Consider the following 17,795-nt stretch of genomic DNA (forward strand, 5'->3'; position numbering starts at 1 on the left):
TCTATCCATGATTCTTTTATTCAGAATACCCGGAAAGTGACAGAAGAGGGATAATAGTACCTTGAAGGAAGTTCTGGCAGTGTTGAAAAATGCGCCGTCAGCCTACACCTTATCTGTACTCAGATAGGTGTAGGTAGTTCACTAGATTTGTTGGGTAGAGTCCCTGAGAGGGGGACTTTGTAACCGAAAAATTTTTTAAAGATTTACTTTATAAATTGCCTCCAAGTAGTGTTTGAATTGGTAAACCAAACCCTAAATAATTCCGAATGACTAAAAACAAAGCAAGTAATCCGATAAAAAATACGGTGGTTTGAATATCTTGAGCAAAACAAGTAAGTTTTTCCCGCCAAAGTCCATAAAGATTGACTATGTACAAAGGCAAATCGCTGAGTGCAATGACGATAATTGCCCCCAGTTCGCCAAAACTGTAATATGCCAGAGGTACACCTAGAGTAATTATTCCAAATCGAGCAAAATTACTCTGAGCTGAATATAAGGGCTTGCTAATTGCCAATAGAGCAGGACTTATAGTATAAAACAGTAGAGAAAACCAGATGCCACTGCACAAGATTGGCATCATCCAAGTAGCTGCAGCATACCTTTTATCATATAGTACGGTAATAATTAAATCACCAACAGTAACCAAGCTTGCTAATCCAATCGCACACCCTATTAGTATCACCCACCGTTGACGGATAATTTTTGCTTGCAAACTTGACCTTGGTAAGTCAGCTTGTTGGGAAATTGCAGGAAAAATGACTTTATAGCTAAGTTGTTTAATAACTTCTCGGGGTATGCTTGCTAGGGTATAAGCTACTGTATAAACCCCTAGCATTTCAAGTGACAGGATTTTACCCAAAACCAGGCGATCAGATTGTTCAGCTGCAAACATTAGCCCTGATGCAATGAACATCCACTTGCCAAAGGATAGAATTTCTTTAACAGCTTCTGGTTCCCATGCAAAGCGATTGGAGTATTTTGGTATTAACCAATAGCTGCTAACTAGTTTGTATATTGCTCCTATCACCATCCCAACAGCTAAAGACCAAACAGTTGGATAGCGCCAAACCAAGATACATAAGGTAGACAAAAAACTTGCTTGCAATAATAGGTCATACACAGCAAGTTTTCCTAATTCCATCCGGCGATGAAGAGTATGTTGGCTAGTACAGCTAAATCCATCAAAAATTGAGAATGATAGGCTGATAGGAATGAGCCACAATAAGCGTGGCTCATTGTAGAAATTTGCCATTGGAAAGGTGACAAGTAAACAAACAATCCAAATGACAACACCACGAATAACTTGTATAGTCCAAGCAGTATTTAGAAAAGCCGGTTCATCACCTCGTTTACTATTAATTATATTTTGAGCAATACCAACGTCTGAGAATAACTCAAGACCAACTCTTAGGGTGGTGACTAAAGCCATCAAACCAAAAAATTCTGGTTTAAGCAAGCGAGTTAGAATCAAATTATTCCCAAACCGTAGGATTTGAATCCCTCCAAAACCAATAATTGTCCAGATTGCACCACGGATAGCAAGCTTTTTTAGAGATGTCATAATTTATGAAAAAATTTAGGTATTATTTGTAGTTCTTATAGAGCGAGTGATGCACTTTCTGATAATACAGTTACAGTAAGGCTATTTTAACTTCATACACGAATAACTCCCTTCTTCTTTACAAGCTTGACCTTTTGGCTCAAGTGGATGGATGGTTTTTCTACCAATTCCCACATAAGGGCGGCAAAGCCAACACTAGCAATAATTCCTAGTAATAAGCAAAATGCTTGGCTAAAAGCGCTATTGTGAAGCAGCTTAATACCAATAAAAAATGCTGCTCCGTAAATAGCACTATGGGTGAGATACAGACTGTAAGAAATATGACCTAGAAATTGTAGCCCTCGCCACTTTAACCAAACTTGCATGCGATTGGCTCGTGCGACTTCGAGTATCAGTACGGCGACAATCACACACCCGATGGTAAATTGTGTTGATTTTACCACTCCAGCAGTCAACAATAGTGCTGAATAAGAGTAAAAGAAGATAGGCTTCAACTTATCACGCCATGACCAGTAAGCAAACACCCCTAGCAAAAATCCGTACCATAACGGCAAAAAGAAAAAAGGTCTGTTATTATCTCCAAGCAGACCTATAGGAAAAAGAGCGGCAAGGACAGCAGCAGGAACAAATACAACTGCTCGACTGTAACGTAAATTCCACGAAGAATTAAGCCACTGTGCTAATCCTAAGAGCGCACAAAAGATTACATAGAACTGTACTTCTATACACAATGTCCAGTAAACTTCGTTGATATGTGGAAGTCGAAAAATATCTTGTAAATAGAATAGATGTGTCAGCAATCTCGGGAAAGATAAAGGCTCCTTTCCTGGCGCAAACGCCTCACCTTTGACATGGGAAGATAGGAATGCAAAACCTAGAGCAACGACAATTGAGACGTAATAGGGTGGAGTAAGTCGGGCAAAACGACGCAGATTGAAACGCCCAAAGTAGGCTAAGTCGATCTTTGCCTCACGTAGCGAGTGCGCAATCACAAAACCACTGAGGACAAAGAAGATGGCTACACCTAAGCCACCCCACTCAAAAACGACAACTACAAGCCAGTGGGGCAAGGAGCTGGTTAATAAGGCAATACGCTGATCTAAAGGAGCATGGAATAAAACTACCCATAAAGCTGCAATACCGCGTAGCGCATCAAGGAAATAGAAATGCTCTTTGGGCTTAGGTAGTGAAGTTGTTGAAGTTGTTGATGAGACTTTGGGGTTCATTGTCTACACAAGCATTGGGAAATATTTTTTGGATGATATTAGCGCTACGCTTTTTAAGGAGGGTTACTAGATTCGTAACCAGAGGTTGTGACGATCTGATATTCGTTCAGGAAAACTTGCTTTTGTTGATCATCAGGACGAATAGGTTCTAGTTTTCCTTCCAAGGCGCTAGTCATTAAGTGATGCAGGCGTGCGACTTCATGGTGTATATTAAAGTCTTTTTCTATTTTTGTTCGACCTGCTGTACCAAATGCTGCTCGAAGTTTTTCATCATTCAGTAACTTTTCGACACGCTGTGTCAAGGAAACAGTGTCTCCTGGTGGAACAAGATACCCATTCACACCATCTTCTACCAACTCACTGACGCCTGCAATCTGGGTGGCTACCACAGGTACACCAGCAGCCATTGCTTCCATTAGTACAACTGGTATCCCTTCAGCAAAGCTGGACATAACGAAAATATCGGTTTGCTGAAAGTAATTGCGTACTTCAGCTTGGGATTTATAGCCAACGAAATTGACATTCTGATTTAATCCCAACTGAGTTGTCAAAAGTTCTAAATTTTGACGGTCTGGACCATCACCTACGACTGTTAATATGATGTCTGGATGCGACCGCCTTAAGGTGACCAAGCTTTCTAGTAAAATAGGCAAACCTTTCGCTGCAGCCAGTCGTCCGACAAAAAGTAAGCGTTTTCCTGAGTCGTTGTGAGAAACAACATTGAATAAAGCTAGATCAACACCACAATGAATGATATGCATTCGATTCCACTTATCGATGGGTGCAAATATCATTGCTTGACTGCGAGCGTAGTGACTGATACAACAAACAAACAACGATCGCTTGATTTTCTCATCGAGTCGCCATTGATGTGGACGGAAGAAAATGTAGGGACCGTGTAAGGTGAAGCTATACGTAAAACCGCCCATTTCGGCGGCGATCATGGCAACAGTGCCGCTAGCTTCTGCAATGTGGTTGTGTAGATGTACGATTTGCCTTTCTTTGATTTGTTTGGCAAGGATGCCTGCTTCCAAAAAGTAGAAGAGTTGATAGAGCGCACCTCGCAATCCAGGTTGGCTGGTTGAGAATGCGAGCTTGATTGCTTGCAAGTATTTTTTTGGGGAAGCAAAAAGTAAACTGAGGTGCGCTAACACTAAGTTGATGAAATTGGGAGGAAGAATGTAGAAAGTGCGATCGCGCTCTAGCTTCTGTTCTTCTCCCACTATATGTTCATCCCCTGTTCGGCGAACAGAGAATGTCTGGACGTCCACCCCCATTTCTCGCAGGGTTGTGACTTCTCGCTGAATGAAAGTATCTGTTGCTCTGGGATACTCACCAGTTAGGTAAGCTATACGCATGGAATTCAGCTTCCTAAAGGTTGCAACGAGGGTGTCGGCTGCGATACCTGTAACAATTCGGTATTGCTCAAACTGCGGTCAAGTGCAGTGTCGAGTGAATACCTGGGGTTCCAGTTCAAAACTTTTTTGGCACGGGCATTACTGTAGCTAAATAACTTAAACCGAGCATCCAGTATGATTGGGTTGAATATACCAGGTAGTTTTGCTTGCCCATTCAGCACTTTTTTGTTGTAGAACCAGAAGATCCAGGCGATCGCCCGCATCAGTGTCCAATTGATCCGAATCATCCGGGGCAAAGAGTATTTGCGTTTCGCCAGTTGTTTGACATAAGCTCTTTGAGTGGGCAAGTCGTCATCAATGATATTCAAAGTTTGACCGATAGCCTCTTCACGTTCCACTGCGCTGACAATCGCTTCAGCACAATTCTCGACATATGTCAATGGCATCGTTGCATAAGCGCCGATTCGCAACCACAAATTGCCACTTAATTTTCCTCCAAGCAGGGTACTCCAGAGGTTATCTCGTCCATAAACCAATCCTGGACGAACAATTGTCACCTGTGCCTTGTGTTCTTGCTCAAATTCGCGGACAAGTTCTTCTTGAAGAAGCTTGGTTTGGGCGTATTCATCCCGCTCAAGAGGGTCGCACTCTACAAGTGTATCTTCAGTGATTGTTGTGCCAGAGGTTGTGCGAAGATAATCGTACACCGAGAAAGTGCTAATATCAACCAACCGCAGCACATTATCTGAAATCATCGCATTGAGCAAGTTTTCGGTGGCAATGACTGTGCCAGCAAATCGTGTATAAAAGTCGCCTTCTTTAGCGGCTGCCAAATGGATGACTGCGTCTACACCTTGGACTGCGTCAACAATACCATTGGGGGAGCGCAAATCGATACGTATCAGCTCCACATTTGGGTGATTGTGCCATGCTAGGCGCTTTTCATCACTAGATGGTCGCACAACTGCACGTACTTTATGTCCTTGTCGCAGTGCTTGGGCAACAACATATTGTCCGAGAAAACCGGACGCACCTGTTATCAATAATTTCATACGTGATTCACCTCCAATAGTAGGGCATTAATTAAGTGATGTGTACGCTCCATATCTTCAAAACTGATTGGTGGTTCTTTACCTTCGATGACTGCTTCATAGGTTTTGTCTAAAAGTCGATGGATACCCTCATACACTGTTTTTTGCATAATTTTGTTGCGAAAGTTCGTGAATGATGCTCCAATGAAATCATATCCATTCACAAAATGATTAATCAGCGGAGAGAGCAGTTCTCCAGAACGGGGTATGACACAACGCAAATGCGGCTGAAACAAATCAGTTTCTGCATAACCTTTTGAACCTCGCACTGTAACGGCAAAAGACTTGGGTAGTGTGTGACAACTGAATCGAATTCGAGCGTGTGCTGAGCCTCCGATGACGATCGCATCAAGGTCATCATAACGGAATAAGTCTCCACCACCATGATTACTCCATACAGCACTAACCCGCTCAAAATCTGGTATGAAGCGCACCACCATTGAGCACAAGTGTGTCAGAAAATCATGAATAACCCCTGCGGGCATTTTATGAATGGGATTAGGCAGGTTTTCGTCTGCAAATACTCCACCATCCCGAACTGGAAGTGCTATCCGAACTTCAACTTCCTGGACTTCACCAAGAGTCCCATCTGCAACTAATTTCTCAATCGCCAGGATTGGTTCGTTAAAGCAGTAGTTTTGGTTTTCAATCACCCAACGATTGTGAGACTGTGCAAAAGTCCAAAGTTCTTTAAATTCATCGTAAGTCGGTGTAATAGGCTTCTCACAGAACACGTATACACCAGCTTCTAAGCAGTCTTTGGCAATCCGTTTGTGTGTGTGAGGCGGAGTCAGAATATGTACAATGTCAGGCTTGATCTCATCAAGCATCTGGCGGTAATCGGTATAAGTTGAGTCTGCACCGAACCGTTGCGCTGCATATTTAGCAGAAACTTTTGAAAGGTCGCAAACACTGGCTAGATGTGCGCGTTCAGATTTGGAAAGAAAACTCAGATGTTCTTTGGAGATTGCCCCTGTGCCAATGACGGCTGCTTTAATTTTTGTGACCATTGATACTCTATTTACTCAAAAATCAAGTGTTTTATCAGCTATTATTTCCATGATTCAAGTGAAAAATTGCGCGTAACTATAGATACCAATATACGGCAAAAGAGAGATTGTTTTAACTGGGTGAAGGGGCGCTTTTGTATTCCACCAAAGTGCGCTGTCGTTTCAACAATCTATTGATGTGAAATTGGATTTGACCCAGTAATTTAGGGTATTTTTCTAACACACCACAAAACAGGGCGTAGAAAATAGCATCTTTTTTGTCAAAACCTTTAAACCGTGCCAGTCGATACACTCTGTAACCTAACAAAGTATAAGCTATTAACAGCAATAGTATGCTTAATCCCCGAGTTGGCAAGAAACTAGCAAGGGTCAACACAGGCAAAAGCAAACCCCACAACCAACTCCTTAAACTTTCTCTCACCCAATGGCGTTCGGGACTGCGACCGTGTAGCCAAGCCCCCTCCGCATAAGCATGACCATTGCGAATCTCTCGTTTCCACCACTGACGAAAACGGGTAATTTGGGCATCATGTGATGTCATTTCTGCATCGATACGTAAAATTTTGCCACCAGCCTGACGCAGTCGCACACACAGTTCTGGTTCTTCTCCTGCAATTAATGTTGGATTGAACCCTCCTACCTTTTTGAATGCGATTGCTCTCATCATGGAATCACCACCACAAGCTTTCGCTTCACCTATTGGGGTGTTCCACTCAATGTCGCACAGGCGGTTATAAATAGAGTTAGTAGGAAATTCTTCTCGACGTCGCCCACACACCACGACAACATCAGCTCTGGCAACTAATTCATCCACAGCACGTTCCAACCATCCCTCTACAACCCGACAGTCTCCATCCACAAACTGGACGAATTCTAACTCTGGTTGTATTTGTAATAAATATTCAAATCCTGTATTTCGGGCACGGGCTGCAGTGAATGGAATAGATAAATCGAGTTCGATAACATGGACACCAAGGGAGCGAGCCAGTGCTACACTTCCATCTGTGGAGCCAGAATCAACGTAGACTACTGTTGTTATTTTTCCTATCACTGATAGTAAACACGCTTGAAGACGATTTCCTTCGTTGCGTCCGATGACAACAACTCCAATAGATTGCAAAGCAATACCTCCTGTAATTATTATCTAGCTTGAAAATGGGTGTAGGGGAGCCACTGCCCTAGTGGGAACGGCCACGCCTTACGGTGAGTCCAGCGCTCTTGGTAGGGTCTCCCTCCGCAGGCGACTGGCGAACCCGGAGGGCTATCGGGGAGAACCTCCGGTTCCGCTGCGCTTTAGACCTCTGGGCGTGCGCTTTGCGCATACGCAGTCGCCGTGAGAGCGGGAGACCCTCCAAAGAGCGCTGTCTCACCGTGTGCGGGTTAAGCGCGTTGAGGAGCCACTGCGTTGCGGGGGTTCCCCCCGTTGTAGCAAGTGGCGTGCATGTGGCGTGAGCCAGTACTGTTTCATGGCAAGGTTTGTGAAATTTTCTCGTGATTGACTGACTTGAAAATAAGGAGTTAGGGAGTGAGGAAGTCAGACAGCACGGTGCAGGAGGATCTCCCGCTCTCGGGCGTGACTGTTTTCGGGTTGGGTGAGTGAGAAATACTTTTATGTCTTCTGGTGAGGCAGTGCTCAGCTAGGGTTTCAGTGACACTCACGCAACTGCCGCTCTATGGCTGACGCCATAGGGTGTACGCAGTTCATGATGGCTGTTTAGACGCGTTTAAGTAACATGCAAATAACTTTTCTTGTTTTGAATATTAATTGGTTGAATTATCTTTCGTTGGCTCATAGTAAAAGCAACTGTTATAAACAAAGTCCAATACACGTTTTCTCCACGTAACAAAATACTTTCTGTCACGTTATTAATGCTCAGGAAAGTGAGATAAGCTAATGGCCAAAGATATTCTAGATTTTTAGTTGCATAACCTTGTTTTAATGCCCGAACAAAGGCTGTAAAATAAATAATTAAAAAAAGTGAAAAACCAATCAACCCAAGGTCAAGTGCTATATCAAGAAAACCATTGTGGCCATGAGGTGCAACCCAACCAGTACCTAGTGCTTGACCTGCTTCGATGGCATATGGACTTTTCGGTGCCCAAAATGCACCACGCCCGTAACCCAACAATGGTCTTTCCATTAATCTACCTAGTGCATAAGTCCATATGGGTGTCCTTCCAGTAAAAGTTGCGTCTCTTCCTAAACCAGTTAAGAGTTCTACCCAATAAGTTAAAAGTGGTACGATAATACATCCTAAAAGAAGAATTCCAATGTTTGTGAAAATTACGCTTATTTTTCCATGCCAACGAAAGTTTTTATAAAACATTATTATAAAAATAAGTACAAAAGAGAGAACAAGAGAAGTTTTGGAAGTTGAAAGCAGCATCAATACCAGCGAAAGACCAAAGCCAAACCATTTGTAGAAAAAAGAATTTTCTTTCGGCAAAGTAAAAAATGTTATTGAGGATAAAACCATCATGCTTCCAAAGTTATTTTTGTGCCCATATACTCCTTTCCATGCTCCTGGATGAGCTTCCATTGCATCACTTGCTTGATGTATACCAACGGAAGGTAACACAAGGGCAGCTATTATACTTAAAAAACATCCTATCAATAAAGCATTGGCGATGACTTGTACCTGCTCTTTTTGATTAAATCGTGTAGCAAAGTATAAGCTAAACGAGGTCATCATCAAGATATCTCTACTGTTAAATAATGTGAAGTCTGGAAATTCTGACCAGAGAAATGATAGCAGAGCTATGACACTTAATATACAAAGTAATATGTTTTTTCTGCATAGAATTATTGTCTTTTTCCAGAAGACAGCAACGAGAAGGGTTGACATTCCCCAAACAAAGAATCTAATGAATGTGACAACTGCACTTGGCAGTACAAGACCTAGAGAATCTACACCAAATACGCTGGAGAAGAAAGATAAACCTAAAATAATAAAAGCTTTCTCAGCAATTCTTAGATATTTTTTCACAATTGTATATTGCTATACGTAGAATTGGCTTAATTTATTTAATACTAAATACACGTGATCATAAAATATGTCGGCTACTTAAACATTTAAAAAGTGAATCCTGAATATTTCTGAATTAGGTCACTTCGCTGCTGATAAACAGTTTCTTCATCAAAAAACTGACCAGATAGTGCAGCGGCTCGAATCAACTTACTTAATCTTGATCGGTCTGAATTCAGTTCAATAACTAAGTCAGCCAGTTTTTGCCAGTCGTTCATTGGCACAAATGCACCACCTCCATATCGAGACACGAGATCTTGGGAATAGGAGCTATCATAACCGACAATAGGACAACCGGAGACTATTGACTCAATCAGGCACCGAGGTGATTCTGGTGTTTTATGGCAGAAAAGAAAGATGTGATTTTCTCTCATCGTCTGCAAAATTTTGGTTTGGTCATTAACAAACCCAACTAAATTAACATGCTCACCAATCCCTAACTCTTGAGTTAACAACTTCATCTTCAAAAGAAGTGGCCCATCTCCAAACCAAGTGGCTTTGACATTAACACCAGCTTGACAAATCCGATGTATGATATGTAGCCAATCGAATGGTCCTTTCATGTCAGCTGCTCGTCCGACATAGCAAATCAGTAAAGGTTCATTAGACTTTAATGACTCGATTTTGAGGTTTATGCTTGATTCGTCAATTTGATCAGACTTTTTTGTATGAACATCGTAAATGCAATGGGGCTGTTTGCAAAAAGGTGAATATGCTTGATAGCAATCTTGCCCTTGAAAAAGTCCTAGGCTGCTTTGACGAATCAAGTATTGTTGATAGCGTTTCATCAATGGTAGGTGCAAAAATTCTTTAATCCGGCTTTTGAGAGGCAAACTTTGCAACGTTCGACTGATGACCTCATACTCAACGCGATCTAACCACGCAGTATAAGGTCGTCCTAGCTTTATAGCTTCCAAAGCAGCAATTCCTCCCCAATCTCCAATAGGTCGAGCTATTACGAAACAAAGATACTGGTTTTCATGTATTTTTTCTTGTAATAATCGACGTGTTTTTGCATATACCTTTGTAAAGTCTCGCAATTTATATGCGTAGGGCAGTGGTACAAATTCCAGTTGATCCGCGCATGGCAAATCTGTGAGTGGTTGCCATACTGTTCCAGCAGTGGAAGACTCTTTTGTTACAGCTATGTGTTCTGGTAAGGAAGGACCAGCGATCACAACTCGCTCAAAATTTTCTGCCCAGCGAACCAAACCTGCGCAGGTTTGGTCATCCAACCCCAATTGACCATCTATTTCCCGAAGCGGAACTGAGTTTACTAGCAAAAGACTATTTTGTTGAATTTTATTCATAACGTTCATAGCCTCAACGTTTTGTATAATAACCCAAGTTGCTAGCTATCAAAAAGCATTTTTATTTAAGTACAAATTTTGATGTTTGAGTATTTAGGAGTACTTAAAAATAGCTTTTTTGTAAATTCAGATGCCGTTTCTGGACACTAATTAGCAACTTAACGTTAATATCTCAACTAAGAATAACTTGCATTAACTTAGTCCCTTTCCGTACGAACCCACACGCTTTGAGGCTTGACTAAAAACTTGAAATAAACTGGAATTTTCCAGAGAATATAAAAAGGAACAGTTAAAAGTTCGCGCAGAGGAAGGTCTTGTCGAGCGAACTTAGTCCAAGCTGTCAAGATTGCAACTAGGAAACAAAGTCCAGCTGTGGCAACAATAACTGCTGGCATGAATGATGTTCCTAAAACCCCAAAAACCAAAGAAAGTGCCATGAGCACTAACCAAATAACAACAAGCAGGGATAAAGGCGGTACACATAAATCCAAAATACTCACCAACAAGTCGAACCTTTTTTGAAACACTGCTTGTTTAAGCAAGATGGGGACATAGGTTTGTATGATTTGTAAATGACCATGATCCCAACGAGTTCTCTGACTTTTAGCAGCCTGCGACTGCTGTGGTAAATATCCAGTGACTTTTGCTTCTGGGCAAAACACTGGTCTGTGTCCAGCTAAAGTCAAGTCCAAGCCTAGTTTTAAATCTTCAAGAAGGTGAGAGTTGGCTAAATTAACTGAACGAATCACTGTCCAAGGGAAAGCCATACCTGTGCCAAGCAACGGGCAGGACTGTCCCAAGCGTGCTAATCCACGGGGACGAACTAAATTCCTGACGATGTTAGAAAATTGTGAAACAAAGTCTTTTGATGACTGTGAGTTTTTCGGTCTACTCATCAAGTAGGTGGCTTGGACAGGTGCCCTCAAGGCGATCGCACGCTGACTCAACAGTGAAATTGCATCTGGTTCGACTGTACAGTCAGCATCAACAATCACAACCACATCAGGAGGAGCCGACTCCATAAACTGTAAGCCGTAATCTAAGGCGTATCCCTTGCCTTTTCGCTCAAGATCGTAACGCTCAATAACTGTAGCACCTTTGGCACGAGCAATCTCTGCTGTGGTGTCACTACAATTGTCAGCAACAACAACCAAACTATCTTGTCTGTTTAACGCTGGGAGCAGTTTTTCGATTGTTGAGCCGATAACAATTTCTTCATTGTGGGCAGGAACCAAGACAGTAACTTTCAGATCTTGGTCATTGTCTTTATTAATATAAAAAGTGATTGGCAATAGAGCCGCAGTACATTCAATCAGAAAAAATAGGCAGACAATAAACAGACCACTAGCGCTTACTAACAGAACAACATCAGTAAACGAAGCCATGAATTGGCTCATTGACATGGCATTGTTACCTCAAAGATGTGAATTGCCAACTTTTGAAGAATGGATGATTCTTGCAGGTATCCCAACTGCTGTTGCTCCTGCTGGAACATCGCTCAGAACCACAGCGTTAGCACCGATACTTGCGTTATCTCCAATACTGACGTTACCAAAGATTTTCGCACCAGCACCGACATTGACACGTTTACCCAATTTCGGTGCATCAAGCGGGCGATCTAGGTAACGATTGCCTAAAGTAACCCCTTGGCGAATAATAGACTCATCGCCAATCGAGCAGTCTCCGTGAATGACTATTGCTCCTTGATGTTCAACAATCACGCGACGACCAAGTTCCACAGAGTAGGGTAGTTCTATTCCGTAATGATTCCGAACCTTGCGAAATAGCATTCGATAGAGAATGCTCAAAGGCGCTCGCAAAAGTAGTGGTTTAATCTTCATCCGCCAAACTCCAAAACGGTGAACAGCCACTGCTCGAAATCCGGGCTTAGTCCAATCACGTCCGTGGGCAATCCAGTCTTCCTTAATCAGTTCCCAAAGACCTAAAGTAGATTCTGCTTGGTCTGTATTGACCATGAAGTTTATTTGTACACCCATTGTTCATTCCCCGTTCCAGTTTCTACAACATCCTTCCCTCCTCGAACGTTAGAATAGTAGTAGTTGCCAGGTTCGTGCTTCACGTTTACAGCATTGGCAATCATTCCCAAAATTCTGGCTTCAGAACGTCCCAGCAAAGATTTTGCTGCTGTGGCGCTTGCTGAATCCACAACACCTGGTCGAGCAACCAGCAAAACTCCATCGGCCATTTTTCCTAAAACTGCTGCATCAGCAGTGCCAACCAAAGGAGGAGTATCAAATACGATGACATCGTAGCGATCGCAGAACGTTTCAATCAAAGTTGCCATACGCTCAGAGTCAATCAACCCAAGGGGATTAGGAGGTTGCACTCCAGCTGTAAGGATTGATAACTCTTTTGTGACTGTTTGCACAGTTTGCGGAAGTTGATCTTGACCAACAATAACGTTGCTTAAACCAACTGAGTTTATGATCCCCCAGAGGTGATGTTGCGATGGCTTACGCATGTCTGCATCCACTAGGAGAACTCGCCGTCCCGCCTGAGCCAGTACTGCAGCTAAATTGGCAGAAACTTCTGATTTTCCTTCCCCAGGTACAGAACTTGTTACTACAATTGTGCGAACTTTTCTATGGCTAATGAACTTGAGATTTGCCTGTAGCATTTGATAAGCTTCATGAACCACTGAGCGAGGAGAGGTTGCCACAATAATTCGAGCAGAAGCTTTTTCTGACATCAAGTTAACAGGAGCGGATGTCTTATTCGATTCAAACTTAGGAATTAATCCCAGCAAAGTATAACCAAAAAATGTCTCTGCCTCCTTAACCGTTTTCAAGGTTCTATCTATCAAGTCTACAAAGAATGCAACTGCTACACCCAGTAATAACCCGACAAATACACTGCCTCCTGCTAAAAGGAATGTTATTTTAGAGACAGATGGTTTTTTGGGAACCTGAGCCGGTTGAATTTCTTTAGCATTGCCAACAGTTTGCTTTTCTGCTACTTCGATTTCCTGTAGTCTGCTGACAAGATTTTCGTAGTTCTTTTGGGCGATAGACAACCTTCGCTCTAAATCTCCTTGCTTTTTCTCTAAATTTGGTAGGGCAGAAAGTCTCTGCTTATAAGTTCCTCGAATATTAGACAATGCTTTTATTTTGCTTTCCAGACCCTGGCGTTGCGCTTGTATGAGTGCATATTGACTCGTCAGATTTTCCTTTATTTGCCCTATCTGCAACTTACCAGGAACAACTTTTTGTTGATTTCCTAAAACTTGCTTAACTCCAGATGGTCCTAAAACCTGTTCAACTCGCTGTTGTAATAAAGCATTTAAAGTTATTTCTTTATTTTTTAGCTCAGTGATCGCTGGATGATCACTGGTGTAGCGTGCTTCGTCATTTGCTAGCTTAGTTTGTACCTTTTGTAACTCACTTAAAACTTCTTGTACACCAGGTATCTGACTTATCGAAGTAATTTCTACAGCCTGAGAGCCTGCCAAATTCAGCTGAGTGCGGATTTTCTGTTCCTGAGCACTCGTATCTGCAAGCGCCGCTCGAGATTGGTTGATTTGCTCATCTATACTAGCCTCATTCTGAACAGCGGCGCTTGCCTCTTCTGAAAGCTCGATAATCTTATACCGAGTTTTAAACTCACGTAATGCCTCTGCTGCCTGGTTTAATTCTACTCGAGTCTGTGGCAGTTGCTTTTTGATAAATTCACCTGCAGCAACGACTTGAGTTCGATTAAACTGAATGTTCTTTGCTACGTATGATTTCATCACCTGATTGACCACTGATGCTGTCAATTCAGGATTTCCTGAGGTGTAGGAAACCTTCAGTATATCTGTACCTACAATTGGTTCAACCTTGACTTGAAGCGACTCCGGACCCAGGGCGTTTCCTTTTTTATCTTTTAAACCTAAAGTATCAATAACCTCTTTTAAAATTGGCTCTGATTTCAAAATTACAGCTTGTGTTTCTAGAGGATTACCCTCCCGCATTAGGGATTCAAGATCTCCTATCTTTTCTCCCACCTTTGTCAGCGACGAGGTTCGGTCTGATTTAAAAAGAAGCATCCCACTAGCCTGATATTCAGGTTTTTGTAGGAATATAAGAAATGATGAGAATCCTATCGAAGCTAAAAGGACTCCTACCACAATTGGCCAACGGCGTTTCAGAACCAGCCAGTATTTTTGAATCTCTACTTCTTCTTGATAGCCTCTAGTCTCCATAGAAGTTCCCTAATCACAGTTCAGTACGAAGTTGGAGCTAATAATGAAATTTGATTATATAAACACATTAGCTTCATAGTATAGGCTATCTTTGCAGCTGATCAAATATTATTTTTATGGCTTTCTCATACAAACACAAAATTTATCGTTTGTGTACTTCAATATTAGCCATCGTTCCATAAATTATTTGATGATTGCTATCTATTTTGACATGCTATTGTTAAGCTGGCATTATAATCACCCAAACTATAACTTTATTTTTCAGTGTTTTCAAGCATTTTTAGAGTTCTTTTTTTAAAGATACTGTAAAGTTTGCTGTTTAACTCATCAAGTGGGAAAAGTCAGAAAGGTATGTTTTGTGAGGCAATACTTTCACAAGCAACATTCAAATTAATTACTATAAATCTTTAAGTATTAACCACGATTGCGAATAGTATATTCTAGACAATTACTCAAACATTCAAATTTTGCGTAGAACCCTGATATCTATAGGTGTCAACACTCTTTAGGCATATCCTGCTAAATGTACCAACATTCCATGAGATTTGATCAGACTAAAAACCGCCACCAAGCTGATACTTTGGTGGCGGTAGTTTCAGAATATACTTAGTAAGCACCTGCCTTACTAAAAACAACCTTGACAGTTTTCAGCAAAATTTGCAAATCCAACAATACAGACCAATTCTCTATGTAAGAGAGATCTAATTTTACCCCATCTTCAAAATTATCGATATCGGAGCGACCAGATACCTGCCATAATCCTGTAATACCAGGTAAAACTTCTTGTCGGATAAAATGCTTTGTTTTGAATTTTTCTACATCTCTCATAGGCAGAGGACGCGGACCAACTAGACTCATCTCTCCAAGGAAAACATTAAACAGCTGGGGCAGTTCGTCTAAACTGTAACGGCGTAGAAATTTGCCTATCCGTGTGATCCGAGGATCGTCTTTCATTTTAAAAAGAACCCCATCCTTGATTTCATTCTTTGCTTCTAGCTTTGCTTGCAACTTTTCTGCATTGGCAACCATTGTGCGGAATTTCCAAATCTTGAAACTCTTACTATGCAAACCAACTCGATTTTGCTGAAAGAACACCGGTCCTGAAGAATCTAACTTAATCAGTGTAGCTATCACCACATAGACAGGAGATAGCAAAAGTAAAAGTATCGTTGAACAACAAAGATCAAAACTCCGCTTTACCCAAAAATCACTACCTGCAATGATAGGTGCAGGAATCGTCATGCAAGGAACTTCACCAATCATCCAAAATATGGATTTGGGGTGACGAACTTGACCCTCTGTTGGCAGTATTCGTAGGGTAATGCCGGCTGTTTGGAAACGCCAGCAAACATAGAGACGATTTTTAATGGCGTTCCAAGAAACAAAAGCCTCTTCTATGCCTTGTGTGCGTAGATATTCAAAGGTTGTTTCTCGGTTCATCAGATGCAAACAGCTCGAATCAGCAATTCTGTGTATGGTGTAGCAATTCTCTTTCTCTATTAGCCGAATATGGCTGTCTTTGTCTTCCGGGTCTGTAATCAGAAAAACGGTATGGCGAATTGCTCCTCTACTACGAAGTAATTTAGTAGCTACATCACAGATAAAGCGACCAGTACAGACGAAAACAACTGACAACAACCAAAAAAGTAGAAAAGTTGAGCGCGAGATGTAACTCTCTGGTTCGTAGAGAAAGGCAATCATCAACAGTAAAAGATCTGACAGTGTGACTGCTTTGATCAAACCAAGATAGTTACGACGATTCATACCTGATTTGTATAGTCCTCTAGTGGCAATCACCCCTATTTCAACTGCCAAAATCAGTAGTAGAAAAGAGACTTTTTGTGTCCAAGGCGAATCTAATGGAGTGCCATAAATGACTGCTAACTTCCATGCTAAAGTCAAAGAAATGACATCTAGAATACTAAGTGTTCCAACACGTAGAAACTTACTGGTTAATCCTTTCTGTATCCTGGTGCCATTTGCCGACCTTAAATCTGGCTTTAACTCTGTAACTGATAAAGATTTATATGCTGCCACGATAGTTACGACCCCTGTAGTTGCACTTTACAAAATAGATTTCCTGGCTAGGTGGAACCTTTTCAACTGTTAGATTGAGCACAGTAATTTTTGAGCTTATCAAGTAACCAGAATTCGGAGTACTATCAATTCTTGATACTTGAGAATCTTAAAAAAGTGTTATATGTACAAAGCATCAGTTTAATACTGCGATGAGGTTCGAGAGCGCTTTCTGAAGATTTTCATCAACTGTTGCTGTAGGACTCGATAAAAAAACAACGGATTGCCAAGTACATAACGTTTCCACAAACGTTTTGGTTGTGTAACTAATCTTGTTAACCACTCTAGACCACTACTAGTCATCCAAAGCGGACCTCTGGAGACAGTACCAGTATAAAAATCAAGACATGCCCCAAGAGGTAGAAAAACTTTTGTCTCTATTTTCTCTGAATTACTCAAAATCCAACGCTCTTGTAACGGCATTCCAAAGCCAATATACAAGATATCTGGCTTGAATTGATTGATTTGTTGGATAACAAATTCATTTTCCTCACCAGACTTGTCAAAATAACCGTGATGTCCGTTCACTCTTAAATTCGGTGCAATCACTTTAAGCTTAGCGATCGCTTGATCTACGGTTCCTGGCTCACCAGCAAGTAGGAACAAGGAAACATTTTCGCGCTCGCAAGCTCTGGCAAAATCTTCTATATAATCTGGACAGGTCATGCGATGAGATGAATCAACACAGCCACCACAGAGTTTTGCTCCTAAGAGAACACCAAATCCATCGCAGAAAACTAAATCGGATCTGTTGAGAAACTCTTTATACCAGGGCAATTCATAGGCAAAATTCATTGCCCTGGTATTAACATGACCTATGATTGTTTTCTTTTTAAGTTTTGCTGCTTGGACAGCATACTCGATGAGTTCATTAACTTTAATTTTATGAAACCTAGTTCCGAGTACGGAAATCTCATCAAATTTTTGCATTTTAGA

General features: G+C 41.5%; 13 protein-coding genes. All 13 read right to left on the bottom strand.

All coding sequences use genetic code 11. From position 1 onward, the window contains the following. Positions 1 to 208 precede the first annotated feature (208 nt). On the bottom strand, positions 209 to 1,561 hold the full coding sequence (locus tag AC5JM2_RS25495) for an oligosaccharide flippase family protein (protein ID WP_495837615.1): 1,353 nt from the start codon (positions 1,559 to 1,561) through the stop codon (positions 209 to 211). 92 nt (positions 1,562 to 1,653) lie between these two features. Then, entirely contained in the window at positions 1,654 to 2,787 is a 1,134-nt protein-coding gene (locus tag AC5JM2_RS25500) for an acyltransferase family protein (RefSeq protein WP_495837616.1), read from the bottom strand. A gap of 53 nt (positions 2,788 to 2,840) precedes the next feature. Next, the gene (locus AC5JM2_RS25505) at positions 2,841 to 4,145 is read right to left on the bottom strand and encodes a glycosyltransferase family 4 protein (protein ID WP_495837617.1); all 1,305 of its coding nucleotides are present in this window, start codon (positions 4,143 to 4,145) and stop codon (positions 2,841 to 2,843) included. A gap of 5 nt (positions 4,146 to 4,150) precedes the next feature. Next, a complete protein-coding gene (locus AC5JM2_RS25510) occupies positions 4,151 to 5,197 on the bottom strand; it encodes an NAD-dependent epimerase/dehydratase family protein (RefSeq protein WP_495837618.1) in 1,047 nt (348 codons plus the stop codon). Next, positions 5,194 to 6,246 carry a Gfo/Idh/MocA family protein gene (locus AC5JM2_RS25515; protein WP_495837619.1) on the bottom strand — a complete coding sequence of 351 codons (1,053 nt, stop codon included), beginning with the start codon at positions 6,244 to 6,246 and terminating at the stop codon, positions 5,194 to 5,196. The genes AC5JM2_RS25510 and AC5JM2_RS25515 overlap by 4 nt, the downstream gene beginning before the upstream one ends. A gap of 112 nt (positions 6,247 to 6,358) precedes the next feature. Then, positions 6,359 to 7,366 (bottom strand): glycosyltransferase family 2 protein, encoded by a 1,008-nt coding sequence (locus AC5JM2_RS25520; RefSeq protein WP_495837620.1) that lies wholly within the window; start codon positions 7,364 to 7,366, stop codon positions 6,359 to 6,361. Between the two features lie 604 nt (positions 7,367 to 7,970). Beyond that, the gene (locus AC5JM2_RS25525; protein ID WP_495837621.1) at positions 7,971 to 9,233 is read right to left on the bottom strand and encodes an O-antigen ligase family protein; all 1,263 of its coding nucleotides are present in this window, start codon (positions 9,231 to 9,233) and stop codon (positions 7,971 to 7,973) included. Between the two features lie 86 nt (positions 9,234 to 9,319). After that, entirely contained in the window at positions 9,320 to 10,582 is a 1,263-nt protein-coding gene (locus AC5JM2_RS25530; protein WP_495837622.1) for a glycosyltransferase, read from the bottom strand. A 197-nt stretch (positions 10,583 to 10,779) separates the two neighbouring features. Next, positions 10,780 to 11,985, bottom strand: coding sequence for a glycosyltransferase family 2 protein (locus tag AC5JM2_RS25535; RefSeq protein ID WP_495837623.1), 1,206 nt, complete (start codon positions 11,983 to 11,985; stop codon positions 10,780 to 10,782). Between the two features lie 12 nt (positions 11,986 to 11,997). Continuing rightward, complete coding sequence (locus AC5JM2_RS25540) at positions 11,998 to 12,579, bottom strand: serine O-acetyltransferase (protein WP_495837624.1); 582 nt, start codon at positions 12,577 to 12,579, stop codon at positions 11,998 to 12,000. After that, positions 12,564 to 14,783 (bottom strand): GumC family protein, encoded by a 2,220-nt coding sequence (locus tag AC5JM2_RS25545; protein WP_495837625.1) that lies wholly within the window; start codon positions 14,781 to 14,783, stop codon positions 12,564 to 12,566. Before AC5JM2_RS25545 ends, AC5JM2_RS25540 begins: the two co-directional genes overlap by 16 nt. A gap of 606 nt (positions 14,784 to 15,389) precedes the next feature. Next, positions 15,390 to 16,820: a sugar transferase gene (locus AC5JM2_RS25550; protein WP_495837626.1), complete on the bottom strand. Its 1,431-nt coding sequence runs from the start codon at positions 16,818 to 16,820 to the stop codon at positions 15,390 to 15,392. Between the two features lie 180 nt (positions 16,821 to 17,000). Then, positions 17,001 to 17,789, bottom strand: a complete 789-nt coding sequence (locus tag AC5JM2_RS25555; RefSeq protein ID WP_495837627.1) for a WecB/TagA/CpsF family glycosyltransferase — start codon at positions 17,787 to 17,789, stop codon at positions 17,001 to 17,003. Positions 17,790 to 17,795 lie beyond the last annotated feature (6 nt).

This window comes from Brasilonema angustatum (assembly GCF_059505445.1).

Bases quoted from the DNA above. Each gene is read 5' to 3' on its own strand.
- AC5JM2_RS25510 (WP_495837618.1), bottom strand. From the start codon at position 5,197: ATGAAATTATTGATAACAGGTGCGTCCGGTTTTCTCGGACAATATGTT.
- AC5JM2_RS25535 (WP_495837623.1), bottom strand. From the start codon at position 11,985: ATGTCAATGAGCCAATTCATGGCTTCGTTTACTGATGTTGTTCTGTTA.
- AC5JM2_RS25555 (WP_495837627.1), bottom strand. From the start codon at position 17,789: ATGCAAAAATTTGATGAGATTTCCGTACTCGGAACTAGGTTTCATAAA.
- AC5JM2_RS25505 (WP_495837617.1), bottom strand. From the start codon at position 4,145: ATGCGTATAGCTTACCTAACTGGTGAGTATCCCAGAGCAACAGATACT.
- AC5JM2_RS25530 (WP_495837622.1), bottom strand. From the start codon at position 10,582: ATGAATAAAATTCAACAAAATAGTCTTTTGCTAGTAAACTCAGTTCCG.
- AC5JM2_RS25515 (WP_495837619.1), bottom strand. From the start codon at position 6,246: ATGGTCACAAAAATTAAAGCAGCCGTCATTGGCACAGGGGCAATCTCC.
- AC5JM2_RS25540 (WP_495837624.1), bottom strand. From the start codon at position 12,579: ATGGGTGTACAAATAAACTTCATGGTCAATACAGACCAAGCAGAATCT.
- AC5JM2_RS25545 (WP_495837625.1), bottom strand. From the start codon at position 14,783: ATGGAGACTAGAGGCTATCAAGAAGAAGTAGAGATTCAAAAATACTGG.
- AC5JM2_RS25495 (WP_495837615.1), bottom strand. From the start codon at position 1,561: ATGACATCTCTAAAAAAGCTTGCTATCCGTGGTGCAATCTGGACAATT.
- AC5JM2_RS25500 (WP_495837616.1), bottom strand. From the start codon at position 2,787: ATGAACCCCAAAGTCTCATCAACAACTTCAACAACTTCACTACCTAAG.